The 19,610-nt window shown below is 68.3% G+C and carries 24 protein-coding genes and 1 tRNA gene; 1 reads left to right on the forward strand and 24 read right to left on the reverse strand.

All coding sequences use genetic code 11. From position 1 onward, the window contains the following. Positions 1–7 precede the first annotated feature (7 nt). The 8 genes from ACJMK0_RS13025 to ACJMK0_RS13060 form a co-directional block, all read right to left on the reverse strand. Entirely contained in the window at positions 8–607 is a 600-nt protein-coding gene (locus ACJMK0_RS13025; protein WP_405238843.1) for a nuclease-related domain-containing protein, read from the reverse strand. Beyond that, positions 604–1,917 (reverse strand): threonine synthase, encoded by a 1,314-nt coding sequence (gene thrC / locus ACJMK0_RS13030; protein ID WP_405238844.1) that lies wholly within the window; start codon positions 1,915–1,917, stop codon positions 604–606. The genes ACJMK0_RS13025 and thrC overlap by 4 nt, the downstream gene beginning before the upstream one ends. After that, positions 1,914–2,873: a homoserine kinase gene (locus tag ACJMK0_RS13035; RefSeq protein ID WP_405238845.1), complete on the reverse strand. Its 960-nt coding sequence runs from the start codon at positions 2,871–2,873 to the stop codon at positions 1,914–1,916. The genes thrC and ACJMK0_RS13035 overlap by 4 nt, the downstream gene beginning before the upstream one ends. Further along, positions 2,870–5,347 carry a bifunctional aspartate kinase/homoserine dehydrogenase I gene (thrA, locus tag ACJMK0_RS13040; RefSeq protein ID WP_405238846.1) on the reverse strand — a complete coding sequence of 826 codons (2,478 nt, stop codon included), beginning with the start codon at positions 5,345–5,347 and terminating at the stop codon, positions 2,870–2,872. The genes ACJMK0_RS13035 and thrA overlap by 4 nt, the downstream gene beginning before the upstream one ends. Positions 5,348–5,509: 162 nt before the next feature. Then, the gene (locus ACJMK0_RS13045; RefSeq protein ID WP_405238847.1) at positions 5,510–5,731 is read right to left on the reverse strand and encodes a hypothetical protein; all 222 of its coding nucleotides are present in this window, start codon (positions 5,729–5,731) and stop codon (positions 5,510–5,512) included. Positions 5,732–5,940: 209 nt separating this feature from the next. Then, the gene (locus ACJMK0_RS13050; protein ID WP_405238848.1) at positions 5,941–6,342 is read right to left on the reverse strand and encodes a nuclear transport factor 2 family protein; all 402 of its coding nucleotides are present in this window, start codon (positions 6,340–6,342) and stop codon (positions 5,941–5,943) included. A gap of 28 nt (positions 6,343–6,370) precedes the next feature. Then, the gene (locus ACJMK0_RS13055; protein WP_405238849.1) at positions 6,371–6,760 is read right to left on the reverse strand and encodes a C40 family peptidase; all 390 of its coding nucleotides are present in this window, start codon (positions 6,758–6,760) and stop codon (positions 6,371–6,373) included. 194 nt (positions 6,761–6,954) lie between these two features. Continuing rightward, entirely contained in the window at positions 6,955–8,064 is a 1,110-nt protein-coding gene (locus tag ACJMK0_RS13060) for an alpha/beta fold hydrolase (protein WP_405238850.1), read from the reverse strand. Between the two features lie 170 nt (positions 8,065–8,234). Here ACJMK0_RS13060 and ACJMK0_RS13065 point away from each other — a divergent pair, with 170 nt between their 5' ends. Continuing rightward, entirely contained in the window at positions 8,235–8,759 is a 525-nt protein-coding gene (locus ACJMK0_RS13065; RefSeq protein ID WP_405238851.1) for a DUF305 domain-containing protein, read from the forward strand. A 15-nt stretch (positions 8,760–8,774) separates the two neighbouring features. On the opposite strand, the gene ACJMK0_RS13070 is transcribed toward ACJMK0_RS13065, so the two are convergent. The 16 genes from ACJMK0_RS13070 to ACJMK0_RS13145 all read right to left on the reverse strand — a co-directional run bounded on the left by ACJMK0_RS13070 (position 8,775) and on the right by ACJMK0_RS13145 (position 19,513). Further along, positions 8,775–9,137 carry a phosphoribosylaminoimidazole carboxylase gene (locus ACJMK0_RS13070; RefSeq protein WP_405238852.1) on the reverse strand — a complete coding sequence of 121 codons (363 nt, stop codon included), beginning with the start codon at positions 9,135–9,137 and terminating at the stop codon, positions 8,775–8,777. An 8-nt stretch (positions 9,138–9,145) separates the two neighbouring features. Next, positions 9,146–9,221: transfer RNA gene (locus ACJMK0_RS13075), tRNA-Lys, on the reverse strand. Positions 9,222–9,307: 86 nt separating this feature from the next. Further along, the gene (gene queC, locus ACJMK0_RS13080; RefSeq protein WP_405238853.1) at positions 9,308–10,000 is read right to left on the reverse strand and encodes a 7-cyano-7-deazaguanine synthase QueC; all 693 of its coding nucleotides are present in this window, start codon (positions 9,998–10,000) and stop codon (positions 9,308–9,310) included. Continuing rightward, positions 10,000–10,680: a 7-carboxy-7-deazaguanine synthase QueE gene (gene queE, locus ACJMK0_RS13085; RefSeq protein WP_405238854.1), complete on the reverse strand. Its 681-nt coding sequence runs from the start codon at positions 10,678–10,680 to the stop codon at positions 10,000–10,002. The genes queC and queE overlap by 1 nt, the downstream gene beginning before the upstream one ends. Positions 10,681–10,690: 10 nt before the next feature. Beyond that, on the reverse strand, positions 10,691–11,440 hold the full coding sequence (gene ybgF, locus ACJMK0_RS13090; RefSeq protein ID WP_405238855.1) for a tol-pal system protein YbgF: 750 nt from the start codon (positions 11,438–11,440) through the stop codon (positions 10,691–10,693). Positions 11,441–11,478: 38 nt separating this feature from the next. After that, positions 11,479–12,024: a peptidoglycan-associated lipoprotein Pal gene (pal, locus tag ACJMK0_RS13095; RefSeq protein WP_405238856.1), complete on the reverse strand. Its 546-nt coding sequence runs from the start codon at positions 12,022–12,024 to the stop codon at positions 11,479–11,481. 99 nt (positions 12,025–12,123) lie between these two features. Continuing rightward, positions 12,124–13,422 (reverse strand): Tol-Pal system beta propeller repeat protein TolB, encoded by a 1,299-nt coding sequence (gene tolB / locus ACJMK0_RS13100; protein ID WP_405238857.1) that lies wholly within the window; start codon positions 13,420–13,422, stop codon positions 12,124–12,126. Between the two features lie 51 nt (positions 13,423–13,473). Next, entirely contained in the window at positions 13,474–14,376 is a 903-nt protein-coding gene (gene tolA, locus ACJMK0_RS13105; protein WP_405238858.1) for a cell envelope integrity protein TolA, read from the reverse strand. A gap of 18 nt (positions 14,377–14,394) precedes the next feature. After that, complete coding sequence (tolR, locus tag ACJMK0_RS13110; RefSeq protein ID WP_405238859.1) at positions 14,395–14,832, reverse strand: protein TolR; 438 nt, start codon at positions 14,830–14,832, stop codon at positions 14,395–14,397. 2 nt (positions 14,833–14,834) lie between these two features. Further along, positions 14,835–15,530, reverse strand: a complete 696-nt coding sequence (gene tolQ / locus ACJMK0_RS13115) for a protein TolQ (protein ID WP_405238860.1) — start codon at positions 15,528–15,530, stop codon at positions 14,835–14,837. Continuing rightward, a complete protein-coding gene (gene ybgC / locus ACJMK0_RS13120; protein ID WP_405238861.1) occupies positions 15,527–15,958 on the reverse strand; it encodes a tol-pal system-associated acyl-CoA thioesterase in 432 nt (143 codons plus the stop codon). The genes tolQ and ybgC overlap by 4 nt, the downstream gene beginning before the upstream one ends. Before the next feature lie 15 nt (positions 15,959–15,973). Next, positions 15,974–17,026, reverse strand: a complete 1,053-nt coding sequence (gene ruvB, locus ACJMK0_RS13125; protein ID WP_405238862.1) for a Holliday junction branch migration DNA helicase RuvB — start codon at positions 17,024–17,026, stop codon at positions 15,974–15,976. A gap of 4 nt (positions 17,027–17,030) precedes the next feature. Continuing rightward, the gene (ruvA, locus tag ACJMK0_RS13130; protein ID WP_405238863.1) at positions 17,031–17,627 is read right to left on the reverse strand and encodes a Holliday junction branch migration protein RuvA; all 597 of its coding nucleotides are present in this window, start codon (positions 17,625–17,627) and stop codon (positions 17,031–17,033) included. Continuing rightward, positions 17,624–18,130, reverse strand: coding sequence for a crossover junction endodeoxyribonuclease RuvC (gene ruvC, locus ACJMK0_RS13135; RefSeq protein ID WP_405238864.1), 507 nt, complete (start codon positions 18,128–18,130; stop codon positions 17,624–17,626). The genes ruvA and ruvC overlap by 4 nt, the downstream gene beginning before the upstream one ends. Before the next feature lie 36 nt (positions 18,131–18,166). Further along, positions 18,167–18,910 carry a YebC/PmpR family DNA-binding transcriptional regulator gene (locus ACJMK0_RS13140; RefSeq protein ID WP_405238865.1) on the reverse strand — a complete coding sequence of 248 codons (744 nt, stop codon included), beginning with the start codon at positions 18,908–18,910 and terminating at the stop codon, positions 18,167–18,169. A gap of 27 nt (positions 18,911–18,937) precedes the next feature. After that, a complete protein-coding gene (locus ACJMK0_RS13145; RefSeq protein WP_405238866.1) occupies positions 18,938–19,513 on the reverse strand; it encodes a YfaZ family outer membrane protein in 576 nt (191 codons plus the stop codon). Positions 19,514–19,610: the final 97 nt, after the last annotated feature.

The raw sequence follows: 19,610 nt of genomic DNA on the forward strand, positions 1-19,610 counted from the left end.
GCAGGCGTCAGTCGGCGAGTCGCCCGACCCGGGCGCTGACGGCCTCCTGGCGCAGCCGATCCCAGTGGGGCATGAACGCCGCCACCTCGCTGCGCTCCCGATTGCGGTCCACCCGGGGGTAGTCGGCGAGCAGCCCGGCCAGGGTCGTCACGTGCCGCGGCCGCCCCTTGCTGAAGTCCGCGGCGTCCGGGAAGACCACCACGCCCTCCACCGGCACGTCGCCCACCACCTGTGCCACGGCGGCAATGCGGTCGTAGAGTGTCGGCTGGGGGTTGGCGAAGGTATAGCGGCGGTCGCCCGCCATCACCGTCCAGTCGTCCATGCGGTCGCTGGCGAAGACCACGCCGGCCACCTCCTTGGTCTCGACGACCAGGACGCCGCGGCCCGTGAGCAGCGCATAGCCGATCTGGATCTCGCCGTCGTCCGCCTTCGGCACGATGATGTCGGTCAGCATCTCGTGGCTGATGCTCGCGAGCTGGCCGGCCGTGGACTGCGCCCGGCGGCGGCGCACGGCCAGCAGCACGAGCAGCGCCACCAGCAGGGCGGCGGCGGCGGCGAATACCGCCCATAGGGCCCACGGCGGCAGGCTGTCGATCACCTCGGTCATCCGTTCCCCTCGAGCGCCCGCCCCAGGGCGGGCAGCGCCGGATCGATCTCCTCGTAGTGCGCGGGCAGCGCCAGCAGGTCCGCCAACGCCGCCGGCACCGGCACGGTGGTGCCGATGAGCGGCTCGACCACCTCGGGGAACTTGGCCGCATGGGCCGTGGCCACCGCAATCCAGTGCCGCCCCTCCCGCCGCTCGGCCGGCAGGATCTCCCACACGTGCATCGCCGTGGCGGTGTGGGGGCACTCGATGAGACCGTAATGCTCGTAGTCCCGGCGGATCTGCTCCCGGATCACGTCGTCCTCCACCACCCGGGCCTCCACGCTGCCGCGCAGCCGGTCCGCCTCGCCGAAGAGATTGCGCAGCCGCTCCATGTTGCTCGGGTCGCCCACGTCCATGGCCGAGGCCAGGGTGCGCACGCTCGGACGCGGCCGGTACTCGCCTTCCTCCAGGTAATCCGCGATGGTGCGATTCGCGTTCGTGGCGAAGACGACGTCGCCGATGGGCAGGCCCATGGCGCGCGCCATCACGGCGGCCAGGCCGTTGCCCAGGTTGCCCGTGGGCACGATGACCGACGAGGCCTCGCCCCGCTCCCGCCAGTGCGCGAGCGCCGCGTGGGCGTAGTAGACGCTCTGGGGCAGGAGCCGGCCGATATTGATGCTGTTGGCCGAGCTGAACCGGTGGCGGGCGGCCAGATCCGCGTCGGCGAAGGCGCTCTTCACCAGCCGCTGACAGTCGTCGAAGTTGCCGCGGACGGCCACGGACACCACGTTGTCGCCCCAGCAGGTCAGCTGCTGCTGCTGGCGGGGAGACACCATGCCGAGCGGGAACAGCACCACCACCCGGAAGCCGGGGCGGCGATGGAAAGCGGCCGCCACCGCGCCGCCAGTGTCGCCGGAAGTGGCCACCAGGATTGTGACCGGGCGCTCGTCGGCGCCCCGCTCGTCCTCGATGCGCTGCAGGCAGGCGGCCAGGAAGCGGGCCCCGACGTCCTTGAACGCCGCCGTGGGGCCGTGGAACAGTTCCAGCACCGACAGCGGCGCGGGGGCGCCGTCCACCGGGCGCAGCGGCACGTCGAAGCCGAATGTCTCGGCGAGCACGTCCGGCAGGGCATCGGCCAGCGCCGAGCCGGCGAAGAATGGCGCGAGCAGCGTCTCCCCGACCTGCGCCGGCGTCTCCGCGCCGTCGAAATCCTCCGGCGAGAAGGTCGGCAGGGTCTCGGGGACATAGAGGCCCCCGTCCGGGGCCAGCCCCGCAACCAGCGCGGAGACGAGATCGGCGGAGCCGTCGGAGCGCGTGCTCCTGAACCTCATTCGGTGTATTCCACGAAGGCCCCGGGCGCATCCAGCGGGTTCACCCAGGACTGGGCCTCGATGCCGGCATCGGCGAATGCGGCCACCATCGCCTCGCGCACGGCCTCGCCGTCGCCCTCCCGCGCCCAGGCGAAAACGCTGGGCCCGCTGCCGGACAGCGAGCCGCCCAGGGCGCCGGCGGCGAACGCCGCGGCCTTCACCGACTCGAACCCGGGCACCGCCACGGCACGCTGGGGCTCGATCAGGATGTCGCGCAGGCAATGGGCGATCAGGTCCACGTCGTCGTTGTAGCAGCCCGCGAGGAAACCCGCCAGGCAACCGTTCTGCTCGACGGCACTGCGCAGCAGACACTCGGCGCCGAGCGAGCGGCGCGAATCCGCCGTGTGCACGGTCAGGTCCGGGTGCACCAGCACGCACACCACGCCCGTGGGCACGGGCAGCCGGATCACCCGGGGCAGCAGACGCGCGGGGCACAGGACCAGGCCGCCGAACAGGCTCGGCGCTACGTTGTCCGCGTGCAGCGCCTTGCTCGCGTAGCGCTCGCCCTCCAGCGCATAGCGCAGCAGCTCCGCGTGCCCCAGGGGCTCGTCCAGCAGTCCGTTCACGGCCACGGCGGCCGCGACGGCCGACGCCGCCGAGCTGCCCATGCCGGAGCCGAGCGGGATGCCCTTCTCGATGCCGAGTTCCACGCCGCCTGCCGGCCCGAAGTCCCGCCACAGCGCGGCCGCCGCGATGCCGGCGGTGTTCCCGGCCGCCTCCCGGGACAGCGCCTCGGCACCGGCGGCCAGCGACGTCGCCGTGATCTCGGCGATGCTCACCCCGCTGCCGTCCGTCCGCCGGGCAGTCACCCGGTCGCCCACCTGCGCCGCCGCGAGGCCGAGCAGGTCGAAACCCACACCGACGTTGCCGACCGAGGCCGGCGCGAACGCCGTCACCCGCGAGACCGGCGCGCTCATTCCTCGCCGCCCACGTAAGCCGTCAGACGCAGAAGATCCGCGAAGATGCCGGCCGCGGTGACCGCGGGCCCGGCGCCCGGCCCCTGGATCACCAGCGGGTTCGCCGAATAGCGTTCGCTCACGAACTGCACCACGTTATCCGTCAGGTTGATGTTAGCGAACGGGTGGCTGCGGTCCAGCTGCACGAGATCCACGCTGGCGTGACCGTCCCGGTCCAGCCTGCCGACGTAGCGAAGCACCTTGCCGTTCTCCCGGGCCTCGTCGAACAGGCGCTGCATCTCGTCGTCGAACTTCGGCAGCTCGCGCAGGAAGTCCTCCACCGAGCCCGACTCGAGTTCCGCCGGCACCAGGCTGCGGATGGCGAGTTCGGAGACGTCGAGCGTGAGCCCCATCTCCCGGGCCAGGATGATCACCTTGCGGGCCACGTCCATGCCGGACAGGTCGTCGCGGGGATCCGGTTCGGTATAGCCGCTGGCCCGCGCCTCGGCGACGATCTCGGAGAACGGCCGGCTGCCGTCGAAGGTGTTGAAGAGATAGGCCAGCGTGCCGGAGAAGATGCCTTCCACGTGATCGATGCGGTCGCCGGTCTCGCGCAGGTCCCGCAGCGCCTGGATGACGGGCAGCGCGGCGCCCACCGTCGTCTCGTAGAAATAGTGCGAGCTGCCTTCCCGGGCCGCCTCCTGCAGCTCCCGGTAATAGTCGTAGCCGGCGCTGAACGCCTTCTTGTTGGGCGTGACCACGTGGATGCCCCGGCGCAGCCATTCCGCGTAGCGCCCCGCCACCTTGTCGCTGGCGGTGCAGTCGATCAGCACGGAGTGCGGCAGGTGATCGGCGTGGATGTGGTCGGCCAGCCGGTCCAGGTCCGTGTCCTCGCCGTGATCGGCCAGTGCCGACTGCCAGTCGGTCAGGTCGATGCGCCGCTCGTCCAGCAGCATCTTCGACGAGGTCGCGATCGCCCGGATGCGCAGGTCCAGGTTGAACTGCTCGCGCAGTCGGCCGGCCTGCTCGGCGATCTGCGCCAGCAGCGTGGAACCCACCATGCCCGGGCCGATGATGCCGATGGAGATGGTCTTGGCCGAGAGGTAGAAGCCGGAGTGCACGGCGCGCAGCGCCCGGGTGGAATCCTCCTGGCGCACCACGGCCGAGATGTTGCGCTCCGAGGAGCCCTGGGCGATGGCGCTCACGTTGATGCCCGCCCGCCCCAGCGTATTCAGGAAGCGGCCGGCGACGCCCGGCGTGCCGGACATGCCGTCGCCCACCACCGCCAGAATGCTGCAGGACGGCGTCACCTCCACCCGCTGGATCTGGCCGCTCTCGAGTTCCTCCGCGAACGCATCCGAGACCACCTGCCGGGCCGTATCCGCCAGCAGCTCCGGCACCGCGAAGCAGATGGAGTGCTCCGAACTCGCCTGGGAGATGAGGATCACCGAGACGTCCGCCTCCCGCAGGGCGCCGAAGATGCGGTCCGCGGTGCCGGGCACGCCGATCATGCCGGCGCCCTCCACGTTCACCAGCGCCACGCCGTCGATGGCCGTGATGCCCTTGATCTTGTCCTCGCCGCCGGAAGCCGCCACCACCCGGGTACCCGGATGATCCGGCGCGAAGGTGTTGCGGATCAGGATGGGGATGCTGTTCGCGACCGCCGGGCCCATGGTCTGGGGATGGATGACCTTGGCACCGAAATACGCGAGCTCCATCGCCTCGTTGTAGGACAGCGTGTCGATGACCTTGGCCTCGGGCACCCGGTTGGGGTCCCCGCTCATGACGCCGTCGACGTCGGTCCAGATGCTGAGCTCGTCGGCGTCCAGCAGCACGGCGAAGATCGCCGCCGAGAAATCGCTGCCGTTGCGGCCCAGGGTAGTCTGCAGGCCCTGCTCGTCTTCGGCGATGAAGCCGGTGATGACGAACACGTCCGGTGTCTCGGCGGGCACCGCTTCGGCGGTACGCCGGCGCGAGACGTCCCAGATCACGCTGGGGCCGAGTTCGGTCTGATGCACGGTCAGGGCGCGGCGCGCATCCAGCCAGTCCACGGCCGCGCCGTCGAATTCCTGATCCAGGAAGGCGGCCAGCAGCCTGGCGGACCACAGTTCGCCGAACCCGGCGGCCACGTCCCGGCTGCGCTGGTCGGCGCTGCGCACCAGCGCGATGGCCCGCAGCAGGTCGCCGAGGTCGCTCGCATCCTTCTCCCAGGCTTGCAGCACGGGGGCCCGGTTCTCCGGCGAGAGCAGCGCCTCGGCGGCCCCTGCGTAGCGCTCGCGCAGCGGCCCGAGCACCTGATCGTGGTCGGTGGTGCCCCGCTGGGCCCCCTCCACCAGGGCCAGCAGCGTATCGGTCATGCCCCGCATGGCCGAAACCACCACGCCCAGCGGGCGTGTGGGCTGTTGTTTCAGGATTTCGGCGACGCGGCGGAAGCACCCGGCATCTGCCAGGCTGCTACCGCCGAACTTGTGAAGCTTCCAGCGCGCGCGTTCCACGGGTTTCAGTCCGTCCTAGGGTAGGAGGGCCTTCAGGCCCGATTTCGTGATCGGGCCTGAAGGCCCTCCTACGGTCAAAAAGTGCGTAATGATAGCGGCATTCAGGGGCTTTCGTCGCGCCCTGAAGGTATCAGGCGCAACCGTCGCGCGGCGGGCGCCGCGTCAGTCCGACTTGCCCCGGGTGACCGGGTGCACGTCGACACCGGGCTCCACGGTCTCGTCAAACACGTCCGGCGCTTCCGGCTTGTGCGCGGCGGTGCGCAGCAGGACGAGCCGGGGCTGGCGGTTGAAGCCGCCCTGGGGCTCGGCACGGGCGATGTTGTGGGCGCCGCAGGCCGAGCAGTCGACCACGCAGAGGTCGCGGGACTCCTCGGATGCCGTCATGGCGGCGAGTTCACCGGCGGTGAAGGGGTGACCGCATTCGAGGCAGGCGGGCTGGTCGGGTTTCGTCTCTTTCCGGCTGATGGCTGTCTTGTTCGGGTCGCTTTGGGCTTCGGCCCCACCCTAACACAAGGCTCATCACCCACGCCTGCCCTCCCTGGGCTATCGGTGGGCCGTCGCGGGACCGCCCCTGGACCGTCGCCGGGCCGTTGCTAGGCCGCGCCGAACACGGCGTCGATCAGGGCCGTGTCCATGTACTCCGTCACCGCCGCGATCCGGCCGTCGCGGATCCGGAAGACCTGACAGTAGGTGTTGTTGTAGGGAGTCCCATCGTGAGTCTCCGCCGTGCCGCGGGTCTGCGCGACCACCGTGTCGCCTTCGGCGACGACGTGCTCGACCTGCGAGGAGATCCCGGCCCTCAGTTGCCCGAACAAGGGCCCGACGAGGTTCTCGAGGAGGGCCTGCTTGCCCGTATACGTCCCGGAGAACTTCGTGGACCCGATGTTCGTCCACGTCACGTCATCGGCCACCAGCGCGAAACAGGCGTCCATATCGCCTCGCGCTCCGGCTTCGTAGAAGTCCAGAACCACCTGCTTTTTCTCGGCTGTTCCCACGCTCTCCCTCCCCGAAGCACGAGCCCGGCTAATGCAATCGCCCGCCGCGCAGAAACGCCTGCCGGTAGAAATCCGCCGACAGGGACTCGACCGTGACCGTCCGCCCGGACGAGGGCGCGTGCGCGAAGCGTCCCTCGCCGACGTAGAGACCCACATGCTGCATCTTGCCGTCGATGGAGAAGAACAACAGATCGCCGGCACGAAGCTCGTCGCGCGGCACCGGCCGCGTTCGCGACCACAGCGCACCGGTCGTGCGTGGCACCGCCCGGCCCGCCTGACCGTATGCGTAATGAACGAGCCCGCTGCAGTCGAAGCCCGCGGGTGTCTGCCCGCCGTAGCGGTAAGGGGTTCCCACCTGCTGGAGAGCGATCGCCGCGGCACGGTCGCCGAGCGTGGTCTGCTGTGAGACCGGACGCACGGGAGCTTCGACGTGGCCGGACGGCAGTTCCGCCGGTTGCCAGGCGCAACCGCCGAGTGCGACAGCGGTGGCCAGAGCCGTCGCCAACGCGGCACTCGATCCGAGTTGCCCGATTCGTCGCAAGATGAGCCGCCTCCGGTACGCGGACGATTCAGAATACCCGGATGGCGATGCCATCGCGAGTGACGGCAGTCTCAGTTTGCGCCAGGATCTCCAGGTCGATTCGAGAAGAGGTTTCCCATGAATCGCGGGAACTCCTTGCGCGCATTGTCCTCGCAGAATCCTCTGATGCGCTCGATCGCCTCGGGCGATTGCGAAAGATCCGCGTGATCCACGGCATTCACTTCGAGAAACTCGGCATCCGCTATGTTCTCCGCGAGGTATCTCCCGAGCCTGATCGGGATCGCGAGGTCACCTGAAAAATGGACCACCAGCGTGGGCACCCGGATGTCGGGCAGCAGGGCGCGCACGTCTATCTCGGCCATCATCTCTACCAACTGGCGCAAAGTGGCGCGCGAGCCCATCAAACGCTCCATCGATTTGTAGGTGTCGTCGTCTATCAGCTCTCGTGAAAGGCTCGGAAACAAAATGTCGCGCAGGGCCCCGGTACCCCAGAGTGTGGCGATTTGTTCGATATGATGCTGTGGAATACCGATAGGGAAGTCTTCACTCTGCGTAAATCGGGCCGTCGTCCCCACCAGGATAAGACCGAGGACCCGATCCGGATGCGAGTGAGCGAAATGAATGCACATCGGCCCGCCCTCCGAGACTCCGACGAGGATCGCCCGCTTTATGCCGGCCGTATCCATGACCGCTTCGATATCGCTAGTGCGATCCTCGAGGGCAGGCGTAGCCAGGGACGGATCCGAGAGACCCTGACCCCGTTTGTCGAAAGTGAGAACACGCGCAAAGCCGGAAAGGCTGCGCAAAAAATCTCGCGAGGCCGGGAGATTCCCCAAGATATTCAGATTGCTGATGATGCCCGGTGTCACGACCAGATCGACCGGACCACTACCCCGCTGGTTGAATGCTATCCGGGTAGCACCGCTTCTTGCGAACCGAACCTCGTCAGGCGATGGCGCAGTCAATTCCTTCAGGGTAAGCCGATCCTGTCCATTGCCCGCCGCTACGTCTGATACCGCGCGCTCCGGCTGCGACTGCACCGGGCTACTTCGGAACAAACGCCGGATTCCTGCCCCGAGAGGAGACAAAACAAAGCCCGCAACGACAATGAGCGCGGCCGACCCGCTCAACAGGGATTCGTTTTCGGATATCCAACGTCCGATATCGGCGAGAATGTCCATAGAGACCGGCACGGCAACAAACTGAAGACCGATCCGATATACCTCAGGCGATTGCGATTTGCCAATTCGCTGATCGTGCCGCCGGCGGATACTGTGCCCGAACGAGCCCGGAATCCGCCGATTCGAGGGCCGAATCAGACCGTCCCGGCCGCCACGACGGGAGATTGGCGATGCAGCATATAAACACTGGCTATTTCCGATTCGTCGCGATGATCGCGACCTCGATGATCGTCATGCTCGCACTCATGTACGTGAACACTTACCAGTGGAGTCACGTGCGCTGGAGCGAAACCCGCTTCTTCATGATGTTCGTGATGGGCGGCGGCATGGGCATCGTGATGCTGAGCTTCATGCTGGGCATGTACCGGAATCGGACGATAAACGTCCTGATCTACTTGGCGAGTGTGCTCGTCATCGCGGTTGCGATCGGGCTCGTTCGCGGCCAGGCGACGGTGCAGGATGCCTCTTACATGAAGGCCATGATCCCCCATCATTCCATCGCGATTCTCACGAGCGAAAGGGCCGGGATACGTGACATTCGGGTGCGGAGACTCGCCACCGAGATCATCGCGACGCAGCGCAGGGAGATCCGGGAGATGGAGTGGCTGCTCGACGACATCCGTCAGAACGGGGTCGCAGCCACCAGGGAGGAAGCGAACGTTCGCCCGGTTCCGACGTTTGAGGGGTCTCGTTAGGGGCGACGACTCCTGTCACTTGCCCATGAATTGTCTTCTTGCGTCCGTCAGCCCGGAGGATAGCAGTACCCAGCCACCAACCAGGGTGCCGCCAATGGGCCACGGAACGCCGACCACGATCCCGGCCAGCAGTGCCTTCAGGGCTGCGCGCCACACCGTATCCCTGCCCCCGCGCCTTTGGGCGAGGAACGCGCCAGCGCTGCCGAGCAGGAAGCCGACCACCGTCACGGCGGGCGTCGCCAGCCATGCCGAGAAGACGTTCGAAGAGAACAGGACCCAATCCAGTGCGAGAATCCAGACACCGGTCGCGGGCAGGAAAAAGCGCTGCCGCTGCGGATGGAAAAGCCAGCTTATTAGGCCATAGCGCATTGTTTTCATTGGGAAATTGGTGGGCCGTGTAGGATTCGAACCTACGACCAATTGGTTAAAAGCCAACTGCTCTACCAACTGAGCTAACGGCCCGCCAGGTGGCCGGGGACCCGGCCGGGAGGCGGCATAATACCGGAAGCCGCCCGGATCAGAAAGTCGTGCCCGGAAATGGCTGCGGATCAGGCCTTTTCGTCGCCGTAGCGCGTGGGATCGGCGACGCCGGCCTCCTCGAAGCCCTTGCGCCGCAGGCGGCAGGCGTCGCAAACGCCGCAGGCGCGGCCGTCGTCGTCCGCCTGGTAGCAGGAGACGGTGAGCGAGTAGTCCACGCCCAGTTCCATGCCGCGGCGGATGATTTCCGCCTTGCTGAGTTCGATGAGCGGCGTGTGGATGCGCACCGCCTTGCCTTCCACCGCCGCCTTGGTGGCCACGTTGGCGAGTTCCTGGAAGGCCATGATGAATGCCGGCCGGCAGTCCGGGTAGCCCGAGTAGTCGACGGCATTCACGCCGATCCAGATGCCGTCGGCCTCGATGACCTCGGCCAGCCCCAGTGCGAGCGACAGGAATACGGTGTTCCTGGCCGGCACGTAGGTGACCGGGATGCCTTCCTGGGGCGTCTCGGGCACGGCCAGCGCCGGATCGGTGAGCGCGGAGCCGCCGATGCCGCCGAAATCGACGCTCATGCTGCGGTGCGAAGCGGCGCCGAGGGTCTCGGCCAGCCGCGCGGCGGCGTCCAGTTCGGCCGTGTGGCGCTGGCCGTAGCGCACGCTGAGCGCGTGGCATTCGCAGCCGGCGTTCCTCGCCATGGCCAGTGTGGTTGCCGAGTCGAGTCCGCCGGAGAGGAGGACTACCGCCTTGCGCGCACCGTCCGCCATCAGCGCCCCGGCACGTCGCCCCACAACACCTTGTGGAGCTGGAGTTGCAGTCGCACCGGTGCCCGGGCTTCCAGAATCCAGTCGGCCAGTTCGTCCGGCTCCACCTGCCCCCACGACGGGGAGAAGAAGACCGGACAGCGCTCGGTGAGACCGTGCATGTTCACGCGCTCCAGCGCCCAGTCGAAATCCCGGCGGTCACAGATCACGAACTTCACCTGGTCCCGCGGCGTGAGCAGGGCCACGTTCTCCCAGAGGTTGCGCTTCGCCTCGCCCGAGCCCGGCGTCTTGATGTCCACCACGCGGGAGACGCGCTCGTCCACCTCGGCGATATCGAGCGCCCCGCTGGTCTCGAGCGACACCGAATAGCCGGCGTCGCAGAGCGCGGTTAGCAGCCCGAGGCAGTTGGGCTGGGCCAGCGGCTCGCCGCCCGTCACGCAGACGTGGCGGGCCGGCCATTCCCCCACCCGCGCGAGGATCTCGTCGTAGCCGTGCCACTCGCCGCCGGTGAAGGCGTAGGCCGTGTCGCAGTAGCGGCAGCGCAGCGGGCAGCCAGTCAGCCGTACGAACACGGTCGGCACGCCGGCGGTCAGCCCCTCGCCCTGCAGCGAGTAGAAGATCTCGGTGAGGCGCAGGCGTCCCGCGGCGGGCAGCTCGTCTCTGATGGTGAGGGTCGCCGCCATGGCCCGGGCGTCAGCGATTCTCGGTGTCCATCCGCTCCAGTCGCTGGATGGCGAGGCGTGCCGCGGTGGTGTCCGGGTACTCGGAGCGCACCCGCGTGAGGGCGTTCCGCGCCGCCTCCCAGCGCTGAAGCTCGTAGTTGCAGTAGCCGATCTTCAGCAGCGCGTCCGGCACCTTGCCCGAGCGCGGGTATTGCGCGACCACCTTCTCGAAGGCCGGCAGCGCCTGTTTGAACTTCTGCGTGACGTAGTACGACTCCGCCAGCCAGTACTGGGCGTTGTCTGCCAGCTCGCTGTCGGGATAGGTCTTCAGGAACTCCTGGAAGGCCGTCGCCGCCTCCTCGTAGCGCCCGTCCTTGAGCAGCTCGAAGGCCGCCTGGTAGTTGTCCCGGTCCGAGCCGGAGGGCATCGGCAACTGTCCCGGCGCCAGCCGGCCCTCGCCGCCCGAAGACTGCTCCAGGCGCTGGAGCCGCTGGTCCAGGTCCACGTAGAGGTCGCGCTGGCGGCTCGCCGTCGACTCGGCGCCGTGGGCGAGTTCCTCGATCATCCCGCGCAGCTCCGCCTGTTCGGCCTGCAGGGCATCCACCCGCGTGACCAGCTGTACCAGGCTGTCGTTCTGCACCACCCGCTCGACTGCGGCCAGGCGCCGGTCGAGCTCGTTGAGCTTGAGCAGCACCGGATCCTCTTCGGGCGGTACCGTGGCGCAGGCCGATACCAGCAGGGTGAGCGCGACGGCGGCGCTGGCTCTGTGTCGTCGTTTCATTGGCATTCTTTCATCCGTGTTGGCCCCGATCTTCCCCGTCAGTCCTGATAGACGATCTCAACGCGGCGGTTCTTCGCGTAGGCCGACTCGGTGCTGCCCGGCTCCGCGGGCCGCTCCTCGCCGTAGCTCACCGTGGTGATCTGCCCCGCGGAAGCCCCCTGGATCAGCAGGATGCGGCGCACGGCCTGTGCGCGGCGCTCGCCGAGGCCGATGTTGTACTCGCGTGACCCCCGCTCGTCGGCGTGCCCTTCCAGGCGAACCTCAATACGCGGGTTCGCGGCCAGGTTGCGCGCGTGGGCGGCCAGCAGGTCGGTGAACTGCGGCTGCACTTCGCTGCGGTCGAATTCGAAGTAGACCACCAGATCGTCCAGGTAGGCGCGGGTCTCGTCGTCCAGCCGGTCGTCGGCGATGGCGCTGCCCGCGCGCCCGCCGGCGCTGCCGGCACCGGAACTGCTGGCGCCGGAGGCGGTGCCCGGCGGCACATCATCCACCGTGTCGGTGGCGGGAAGCGTGTTGGAACGGCCGCCGCAGGCGCTCACGGCGAGCGCGAGTACGGCCACGGCCAGGATTCGGTTCATCTTCATCTCGGTTCCTCGGTTGGAAAGCGGCTCCGGTCACTCTCGTCGGGACGGGGCCGCTGGGACATAAAAATCAATAGATTACAGGCATTAATCAGATTTTACCTAATAATTTCGCCGGAACGGCGACCAGACCGGTTCACGCACGTCGCCTCCCGTGGAGGCGAGCCGCTGCTTCACCGTGCCGTCCACCGAGACCGTGGCCAGCACGCCCCGGTCGCCCTGCCGCGTGGCATAAATCAGCGTCGCTCCGTTGGGCGCGAAATCCGGCGACTCGTCCAGCCTGCCATCGGACAACACCTGGAACAGATCGTTCTCCAGGTCGTACACCGCAATGCGGTAGTTGCCCCGGTCGTCGTGGACCACGGCGAGCTTGCTGCCGTCCGGGGATATCCTCGGGCGCGCATTATAGCGGCCCTCGAACGTCACGCGACTGGCATTGCCGCCGTCGACGCCGACCCGGTAGATCTGCGGGCCGCCGCTGCGGTCCGAGGTGAAATAGATGGACTTGCCGTCCGGCGCCCAGGCGGCCTCGGTATCGATGGCCGGGTTGGTGGTCAGCCGCCGCTTCTCGCCGCTGGCCACCGTCAGCAGCCAGATATCCGGGTTGCCGTCGGCGCCCGACAGCGTCAGCGCGATGCGCCGACCGTCCGGCGACCAGGCCGGCGCGCCGTTGATGCCCTGCTCCTGGGACAGCCGCTGGCGGTTGCCGGTCCTGAGCGTCTGCACCCACACGGCCGAACGGTTGCCCTCGAAGGACACGTAGGCGATGCGCCGACCGTCCGGCGACCACGTGGGCGACATGAGCGGCTGGGCCGACTCGACGATGGTGTACTGGTTGGCGCCGTCCGCATCCGAGACGATCAGGCGATAGGTGCGGTTGGTGGCATCCTCGCCCTCGGCGGTGATGTAGGCGATGCGGGTGGCGAACACGCCGGGAATGCCGGTGATCTCCTCGAAGATCATGTCCGCCGCCCGATGCGCCGCGAGCCGCAGGCCCCGCTTCGAGGCGGGCATGCGGTAGCCCACCAGCTGCTCGCCGCGCAGGATGTCGAACAGCTGGAACTCGATGGTGTAGTCGTCCTCGGCCTCGCGGACCAGGCGTCCGACCACGATCAGGTCGCTGCCCACCATGCGCCAGTCGTCGAAGTCGATCTCCACGCCGCGGGTGGGCCGCGCCAGCATGTCGCGCCGCTCCAGCGGCTCGAAGCGCCCGCTGCGGGCCAGATCCGCGCCGATCACCGCCGCGACGTCCAGCGGCGCCTCGCCGGGACCGTCCCAGCCGAAGGGCACCACCGCCACGGGCACGGCCTGGCCGGCGCCCTGGGTGATCTCGATGGTCAGCTCGGCCCGGGCCACTCCGGCACAGGCCATCAGCGCGATGAGAATCAGCGCTCGTTTCATTGTGTGTGCTCCAAGCGAAGGGCACCCGCCTCCGGGCGGGCGCCGTCGCCACTATTGTTCAGGTCTGAACATGAATCGCAAGTTGCGCTCGAACAGGCTGCGGTCCGGCGGCGGCGGCAGCGGCGAGGACTTCATCACCGCCGCCTCGATGGAACGGCGCACGGTCGCATCCGCGTTGCACTCGCCGAAGCGCACGTTGACGATGTCGCGGCTCGGTAGCTGGGTCAACAGCACCTCGCATTCGATGCCCGAGCCGGCCGTCGCCGGCTTGACCCAGTTGCGCTCCACCGTCTGGCGGATCACGGTGATGTACTGGTCCAGCAGCCCCGACTCGACGGCACTGCGGCGTTCCTCCTCCGCCTGCATCAGGCGCTGCAGCTCCGCCTCGCGCTCCGCCTGGCGGCGCGCCTCCTCGGCCTCGCGGCGCTTGCGCTCCTCTTCCTGGCGCCGGCGCTCGGCTTCTTCCTTCTGCCGCTGGATCTCGGCGAGTCTGGCCTCCTCTGCCTCACGCTCGCGCCGGATCCGCTCCAGCCGCTCCCGCTCCTCGCGGGCGGCCTGCTCTTCCGCGGCCTTGCGGGCCGCCTCCTCGGCCAGCCGCTGCTCCTGCACCTGACGCTGGCGCTCGGCCTCCGCCGCCTGCTGCTCCGCCCGCTCGCGTTCCCTGCGGGCCTCCTCCAGCCGCTGCTGCTCCTGCTCGCGCTCGCGCCGCGCGGCCTCCGCCTGTTCGCGCAGCCGCTGCTCTTCGGCCGCGCGTTCCCGGCGATCCCGTTCCTCGGCCTCCTCGAGCTCGCGCATCTGCTCGCGGATGGCCGCCTCGTCCACCACCGTGGCCTGCAGCGCCACCTGCTGGGGCGGGTTGTGCGGCCGGTGGAAGTCGACGCCCACGAGCAACGCTGCCAGCACGGCTGCGTGCAGCAGTAACGATACCGCCAGCGGAATCAGGTTATCGCGCAAAATCCGGCCTGCCTCTCCTCAGTCGAAGGTAGTCTCGTCCAGCGGGTCCGTGATGAAACCGACCTTCTCTGCGCCGCCCTGCTGCAGCAGCACCATCGCATTCACCACCCGTCCGTAGGCCACGGCCTGATCGGCCTTGACCAGTACCGGCGTCTCCGGCCGCCGACGCAGCACGGCCGCGGTGCGGGCGATCACGGTGCGCGCATCCACGGGCGCGTCCTCGTTATCACCCGCGTTGAGATACAGGTTGCCCTCCCGATCGACCGAGAGCACCAGCGGGAGTTCATCCTGCGTGAGTTCCGGGTCCAGCGGCTCGGCCGCGGCCTTCGGCAGCTCCACCTCGATGCCCTGGGTGAGCAACGGCGCCGTCACCATGAAGATGATCAGCAGCACCAGCATCACGTCGATGTAGGGCACTACGTTGATCTCGGCCATCAGGCGCCGGTTCTTCGCCATGGCTACTGCCCTCCCGTGGCCGCCCGGTGCGCATGGCGCTCCAGGATGGTCAGGAACTCCTCCACGAAGGTCTCGTAGCGGCTCTCCAGCCGGCCCACCTTGTCGGCGTAGCGGTTGTAGAAGATTACCGCCGGGATGGCGGCGAACAGGCCCATGGCCGTGGCGATCAGCGCCTCGGCGATGCCGGGCGCCACCGCGGTCAGCGTGGCCGTCTGGGTGCCGGCACCCAGCGCGCTGAAGGAGTTCATGATGCCCCACACGGTGCCGAACAGGCCGACGTAGGGGCTGGTCGAGCCGATGGTAGCGAGGTTCGCCAGCCCCTGCTCGAGGCGCTCCACCTCGCGGGTCTGGGTGACGCGCATGGTCCGCCGCGCGCCCTCCACCAGTTTGTCCGGCGCGACACCCTCCTGGCCGCGCAGCCGCCGGAACTCGCGGAAACCGGCCTCGAAGATGCCGGACATGCCCTGCGGGCTGCCGCTCTGGCGGGTGAGGTCCTGGTACATCGAGGACAGGTCGCCCCCGGACCAGAAAGTGGCCTCGAACTCGTCGGCGATGCCCACCGCGCTCGAGATGGTGCGGCGCTTCTTGACGATGATGAACCAGGAGAAGACCGACGCCGCGACCAGCAGCGCCATGACCGCCTGGACGACGATGCTCGCCTCGAGGATGAGTTGCAGAAAGGAGAAATCGGTAGTCATCCGGTGGAAACCTCCAGCAGTGTCCGGGGCAGGCGTGCCGGGCGATAGGAATCGGCGGTGATGCAGGCGGCGCGGGTGGTGCCGCTGCACAGCAGCTCGCCGTCGGGGCTGCCGCGGCGGATCTCCTGCGCCATCTGGAAACTCGCCCGGGCTATCTCTTCGAGCTCGACGCTCACCCAGAGTTCATCGTTGAAGCGGGCCGGCACCAGAAATCGCGCGCCCGTCTCGACCACCACGAAAAGGCGGTTCTCCTCGGCGCGCAGCCGGTCCTGCTCGATGCCGCGGGCGCGCAGCCACTCGGTGCGGGCTCGCTCCATGTATTTGAAGTAATTCGCGAAATATACCAGCCCCTGGGCATCGGTATCCTCGTAGTAGACCCGTACGGGCCAGTGAAACGCGCCGTCGGCGCCTGCCTTTTCGGTATCCATGGGCGCCTCCGGCGACTAATCGAACAGGGGCAGATCGGGGGGCACCTCGGATTCGGGCGCCGGCAGACCGAAATGCAGGTAGGCATTGCGCGTGGCCACCCGGCCTCGCGCGGTGCGCATCATGAAGCCCTGCTGGATGAGATAGGGCTCGATCACGTCCTCGATGGTGCCCCGCTCCTCGCCGATGGCCGCCGCCAGGCTCTCCACGCCCACGGGCCCGCCGTCGAACTTCTCGATGACGGTCAGGAGCAGTTTGCGGTCCATGGCGTCGAAGCCGTGCGGGTCCACCTCGAGCATGTTCATGGCCGCCTGGGCCACGGCCTCGGTGACCACGCCGTCGGAACGCACCTCGGCGTAGTCGCGCACCCGGCGCAGCAACCGGTTGGCGATGCGGGGCGTGCCGCGGGAACGCGCGGCGATCTGGCGCGCGCCGGGCGGCTCGATGGCGAGATTCAGGATCTCGGCGGAGCGCGTCGCAATGGCCTCCAGGTCGCCGGTGGTATAGAACTCCAGCCGCTGGACGATGCCGAAGCGGTCCCGCAGCGGCGAGGTGAGCAGCCCCGCCCGGGTGGTGGCACCCACCAGCGTGAACGGCGGCAGGTCGAGCTTGATGGAACGGGCCGCCGGGCCCTCGCCGATCATGATGTCCAGCTGAAAGTCCTCCAGCGCCGGATACAGCACCTCCTCGACGACCGGGCTCAGGCGGTGGATCTCGTCGACGAACAGGACGTCGCGTTCCTCCAGGTTGGTGAGGATGGCGGCCAGGTCGCCGGGGCGCTCCAGCACCGGGCCCGCGGTCTGGCGCAGGTTCACGCCCATCTCGTTGGCGATGATGTGGGCCAGCGTGGTCTTGCCGAGGCCGGGCGGACCGAAGATCAGCACGTGATCGAGCGCCTCGCCACGCTTGCGGGCGGCCTCGATGAATATCTCCATCTGCTCCTTGACGGCGGACTGCCCCACGTAGTCCACGAGGCGCTTCGGCCGGATGGCCCGGTCGAACACGGCGTCCTCGCCGCTCGCCGCGGCGGCAATGAACCGGTCCTGTTCGGTATCCCTATTCCCGTTCATCTCCTCACCGTGCCGCCTGACGCAGCGCCTGGCGGATGATCTCCTCGGCGCTCAGGTTCTCCGTGTCCACCTGGCGCAGCAGCTTCGCCACCTCTGCGGCACGGTAGCCCAGGGCCATCAGTGCCGTCGAGGCCTCGCCGCGCGCATCTTCCGGCGGCACAGTGCCCGGCGGCGCCCCCGCCACGCCGGACGGGCCGACAGCGGCCACGCGGTCGCGCATCTCGACGATCAGGCGCTCCGCGGTCTTCTTGCCGATGCCCGGCACCTTCACGAGGCTGGCCGTGTCCTCATATTCCACGCAGCGGCGGAATCCCTCCACGCTGATCCCGGAGAGGATGGCCAGCGCCATCCGCGCGCCCACGCCGCTCACCTTCAGCAGGTTGCGGAACAGCGCCCGCTCCTCCTCGGTGGCAAAACCGTACAGCTGCTGGGCGTCGTCGCGCACCAGCAGATGGGTCAGCAGCCGCACCTCGGCGCCGGTCTCCGGCAGCTGGAAGAACGTGGACATCGGCGTCTCCACCTCGTAGCCCACGCCGCCCACGTCGAGCACGATCCACGGCGGCTGCTTGGCTTCCAGCCGCCCGCGCAGCGAGCCGATCACCGGCCTGCCCCCGCCACCCGGGTGTTCAGCCGCCGGCTGTTCGAGTGGCAGATGGCAATCGCCAGCGCGTCCGCGGCGTCGGCCTGCAGTTCGCCCTTGAGGCCCAGCAGCATGCCCACCATGCGCGCCACCTGCTCCTTGTCCGCGCCGCCCAGCCCGGTCACGGCCTGCTTCACGGCCCGCGGCGCGTACTCGTACAGGCTCACCGTGTGGACGAAGGTGGCGCAGATCGCGGCCGAGCGGGCATGACCCAGCTTCAGCGCGCTGTCCGCGTTGCGATGGACGAACACGCGCTCGATGGCCACCTCCTGCGGCTGCCAGGTCTCCAGCACCTCGCCGATACCGGCATAGATCTGCGCCAGCCGGGAGGGAAAATCGTCTCCGTTGGTGCGAATGACCCCGTGCTGCACCCAGGCGATGCGGTCGCCGGTGGTCTCCACCACGCCGTAGCCGGTGAGGCGGGAACCCGGGTCGATCCCCAGGATGCGCACGGGTGCATTCATCGCGCCCGCCGCCGCGCCGCCCGGTCAGGCCGCCTCTCAAGCCGATTCATAGGCCTCGTCCGGGATTTCCGCGTTGGTGTAGACGTTCTGCACGTCGTCCAGGTCCTCCAGCGCCTCCAGCAGCTTCACCATGCTGATGGCCTCCATGCCCTCCAGGTCTGCGCTGGTCGAGGCGCGCATGGTCGTCTCCGCCTCCTCCGGCGGGAAGCCTGCGCCGACCATCGCGTCGCGCACCGACTCGAACTCCGCCGGGTCGGTCAGCACCTCGATGGAGTGATCCTCGGCCACCACCACATCCTCCGCAGCCGCTTCGATGGCTGCCCCCGTGATGGCGTCCTCGTCGCTGCCGGGCGGATACAGGAGCTGGCCGCAGTGGTTGAACAGATAAGCCACAGAGCCGTCCGCGCCCAGATTGCCGCCGTACTTGGAGAACGCGTGGCGCACGTCGGCCACGGTGCGGTTCCGGTTGTCCGTGAGGCAGTCCACCATCACCGCGGCGCCGCCCGGGCCGTAGCCCTCGTAGCGGATCTCCTCGTAGTCGTCGCCCTCGAGATCGCCGGAACCGCGCTTGATAGCGCGCTCGATGTTGTCCTTCGGCATGCTCTGCGCCTTGGCCTTGTCGACGGCCAGACGGAGACGGGGGTTGGCGTCGATGTCGCCGCCGCCCATGCGGGCGGCCACGGTGATCTCCCGGATCAGCCGCGTGAAGAGCTTGCCGCGCTTCTTGTCCTGGGCTCCCTTGCGGTGCTGGATGTTGGCCCATTTGCTGTGACCGGCCATGTCAGTCTCGCTCCTCTCTCGTGCCGATCAGAAACGGAGCTGGATGCCGACGTGGAGGCCGTTGTCGATGAGCGCGTCGCCGCGGTCGTCGAAGTCGGCCTTGCTGTAGCGGGCGCCCAGGTAGATGTCGGCCTCGCGCAGCACGTTGTAGCTGAGGCGCGCCTCGAACTCCTGGTAGCCGTCGGCACCGCTGAAGGCCAGCACGTCCGGCGCGAAATAGAGGTGGCCGCTCACGGAGAACCGGTTGTAGGTGGGCAGCGTATAAGCGAGGAAGCCGCCGAGGCCCACCACGAATCCGCTCTCGTCCAGTCGGTCCGCGTTGGTGTAGAAGAGCTTGCCGCCCAGTCCTCCCCGCACGGGGTTGCGGCCGCCGGAGGCCAGGTCCACCAGGTGCAGGCCGAGGTGGCCCACGTCGCCCCGATCCTGGTGATGGAGCCAGCCGGCGTCGAACTGCAGCTTGCGCTCCGGCACCTGCCAGGCATAGGTCAGGCGGGCAGCATCGTCGTTGACGTTGATGTCCAGGTCGGCGGCGCCGGCAGACGGCGCGGCCATGAGCAGTAATAGCGCCAGCACGAGCGGCGCCCGTTTCAGCATGGAAAGCATATGGATCCTCGAAGATTGCAGGCGTAGTACCCAAACGCGACGCCCGGTCAGCGTTTATGATAACGATATTCAGCACTTGAGACATCCACGATACGAC

The organism is Lentisalinibacter orientalis (assembly GCF_040706535.1).
GTDB classification, from domain to species: domain Bacteria; phylum Pseudomonadota; class Gammaproteobacteria; order Steroidobacterales; family Woeseiaceae; genus Lentisalinibacter; species Lentisalinibacter orientalis.

Bases quoted from the DNA above. Each gene is read 5' to 3' on its own strand.
- ACJMK0_RS13025 (WP_405238843.1), bottom strand. From the start codon at position 607: ATGACCGAGGTGATCGACAGCCTGCCGCCGTGGGCCCTATGGGCGGTA.
- thrC (WP_405238844.1), bottom strand. From the start codon at position 1,917: ATGAGGTTCAGGAGCACGCGCTCCGACGGCTCCGCCGATCTCGTCTCC.
- tolR (WP_405238859.1), bottom strand. From the start codon at position 14,832: ATGGCGAAGAACCGGCGCCTGATGGCCGAGATCAACGTAGTGCCCTAC.
- ACJMK0_RS13035 (WP_405238845.1), bottom strand. From the start codon at position 2,873: ATGAGCGCGCCGGTCTCGCGGGTGACGGCGTTCGCGCCGGCCTCGGTC.
- tolB (WP_405238857.1), bottom strand. From the start codon at position 13,422: ATGAAACGAGCGCTGATTCTCATCGCGCTGATGGCCTGTGCCGGAGTG.
- ruvB (WP_405238862.1), bottom strand. From the start codon at position 17,026: ATGAACGGGAATAGGGATACCGAACAGGACCGGTTCATTGCCGCCGCG.
- ybgF (WP_405238855.1), bottom strand. From the start codon at position 11,440: ATGAAACGACGACACAGAGCCAGCGCCGCCGTCGCGCTCACCCTGCTG.
- ACJMK0_RS13065 (WP_405238851.1), top strand. From the start codon at position 8,235: ATGCAGCATATAAACACTGGCTATTTCCGATTCGTCGCGATGATCGCG.
- tolQ (WP_405238860.1), bottom strand. From the start codon at position 15,530: ATGACTACCGATTTCTCCTTTCTGCAACTCATCCTCGAGGCGAGCATC.
- pal (WP_405238856.1), bottom strand. From the start codon at position 12,024: ATGAAGATGAACCGAATCCTGGCCGTGGCCGTACTCGCGCTCGCCGTG.
- ACJMK0_RS13060 (WP_405238850.1), bottom strand. From the start codon at position 8,064: ATGGACATTCTCGCCGATATCGGACGTTGGATATCCGAAAACGAATCC.
- ACJMK0_RS13070 (WP_405238852.1), bottom strand. From the start codon at position 9,137: ATGAAAACAATGCGCTATGGCCTAATAAGCTGGCTTTTCCATCCGCAG.
- ACJMK0_RS13140 (WP_405238865.1), bottom strand. From the start codon at position 18,910: ATGGCCGGTCACAGCAAATGGGCCAACATCCAGCACCGCAAGGGAGCC.
- ruvC (WP_405238864.1), bottom strand. From the start codon at position 18,130: ATGAATGCACCCGTGCGCATCCTGGGGATCGACCCGGGTTCCCGCCTC.
- ACJMK0_RS13045 (WP_405238847.1), bottom strand. From the start codon at position 5,731: ATGACGGCATCCGAGGAGTCCCGCGACCTCTGCGTGGTCGACTGCTCG.
- ACJMK0_RS13145 (WP_405238866.1), bottom strand. From the start codon at position 19,513: ATGCTTTCCATGCTGAAACGGGCGCCGCTCGTGCTGGCGCTATTACTG.
- queC (WP_405238853.1), bottom strand. From the start codon at position 10,000: ATGGCGGACGGTGCGCGCAAGGCGGTAGTCCTCCTCTCCGGCGGACTC.
- queE (WP_405238854.1), bottom strand. From the start codon at position 10,680: ATGGCGGCGACCCTCACCATCAGAGACGAGCTGCCCGCCGCGGGACGC.
- ybgC (WP_405238861.1), bottom strand. From the start codon at position 15,958: ATGGATACCGAAAAGGCAGGCGCCGACGGCGCGTTTCACTGGCCCGTA.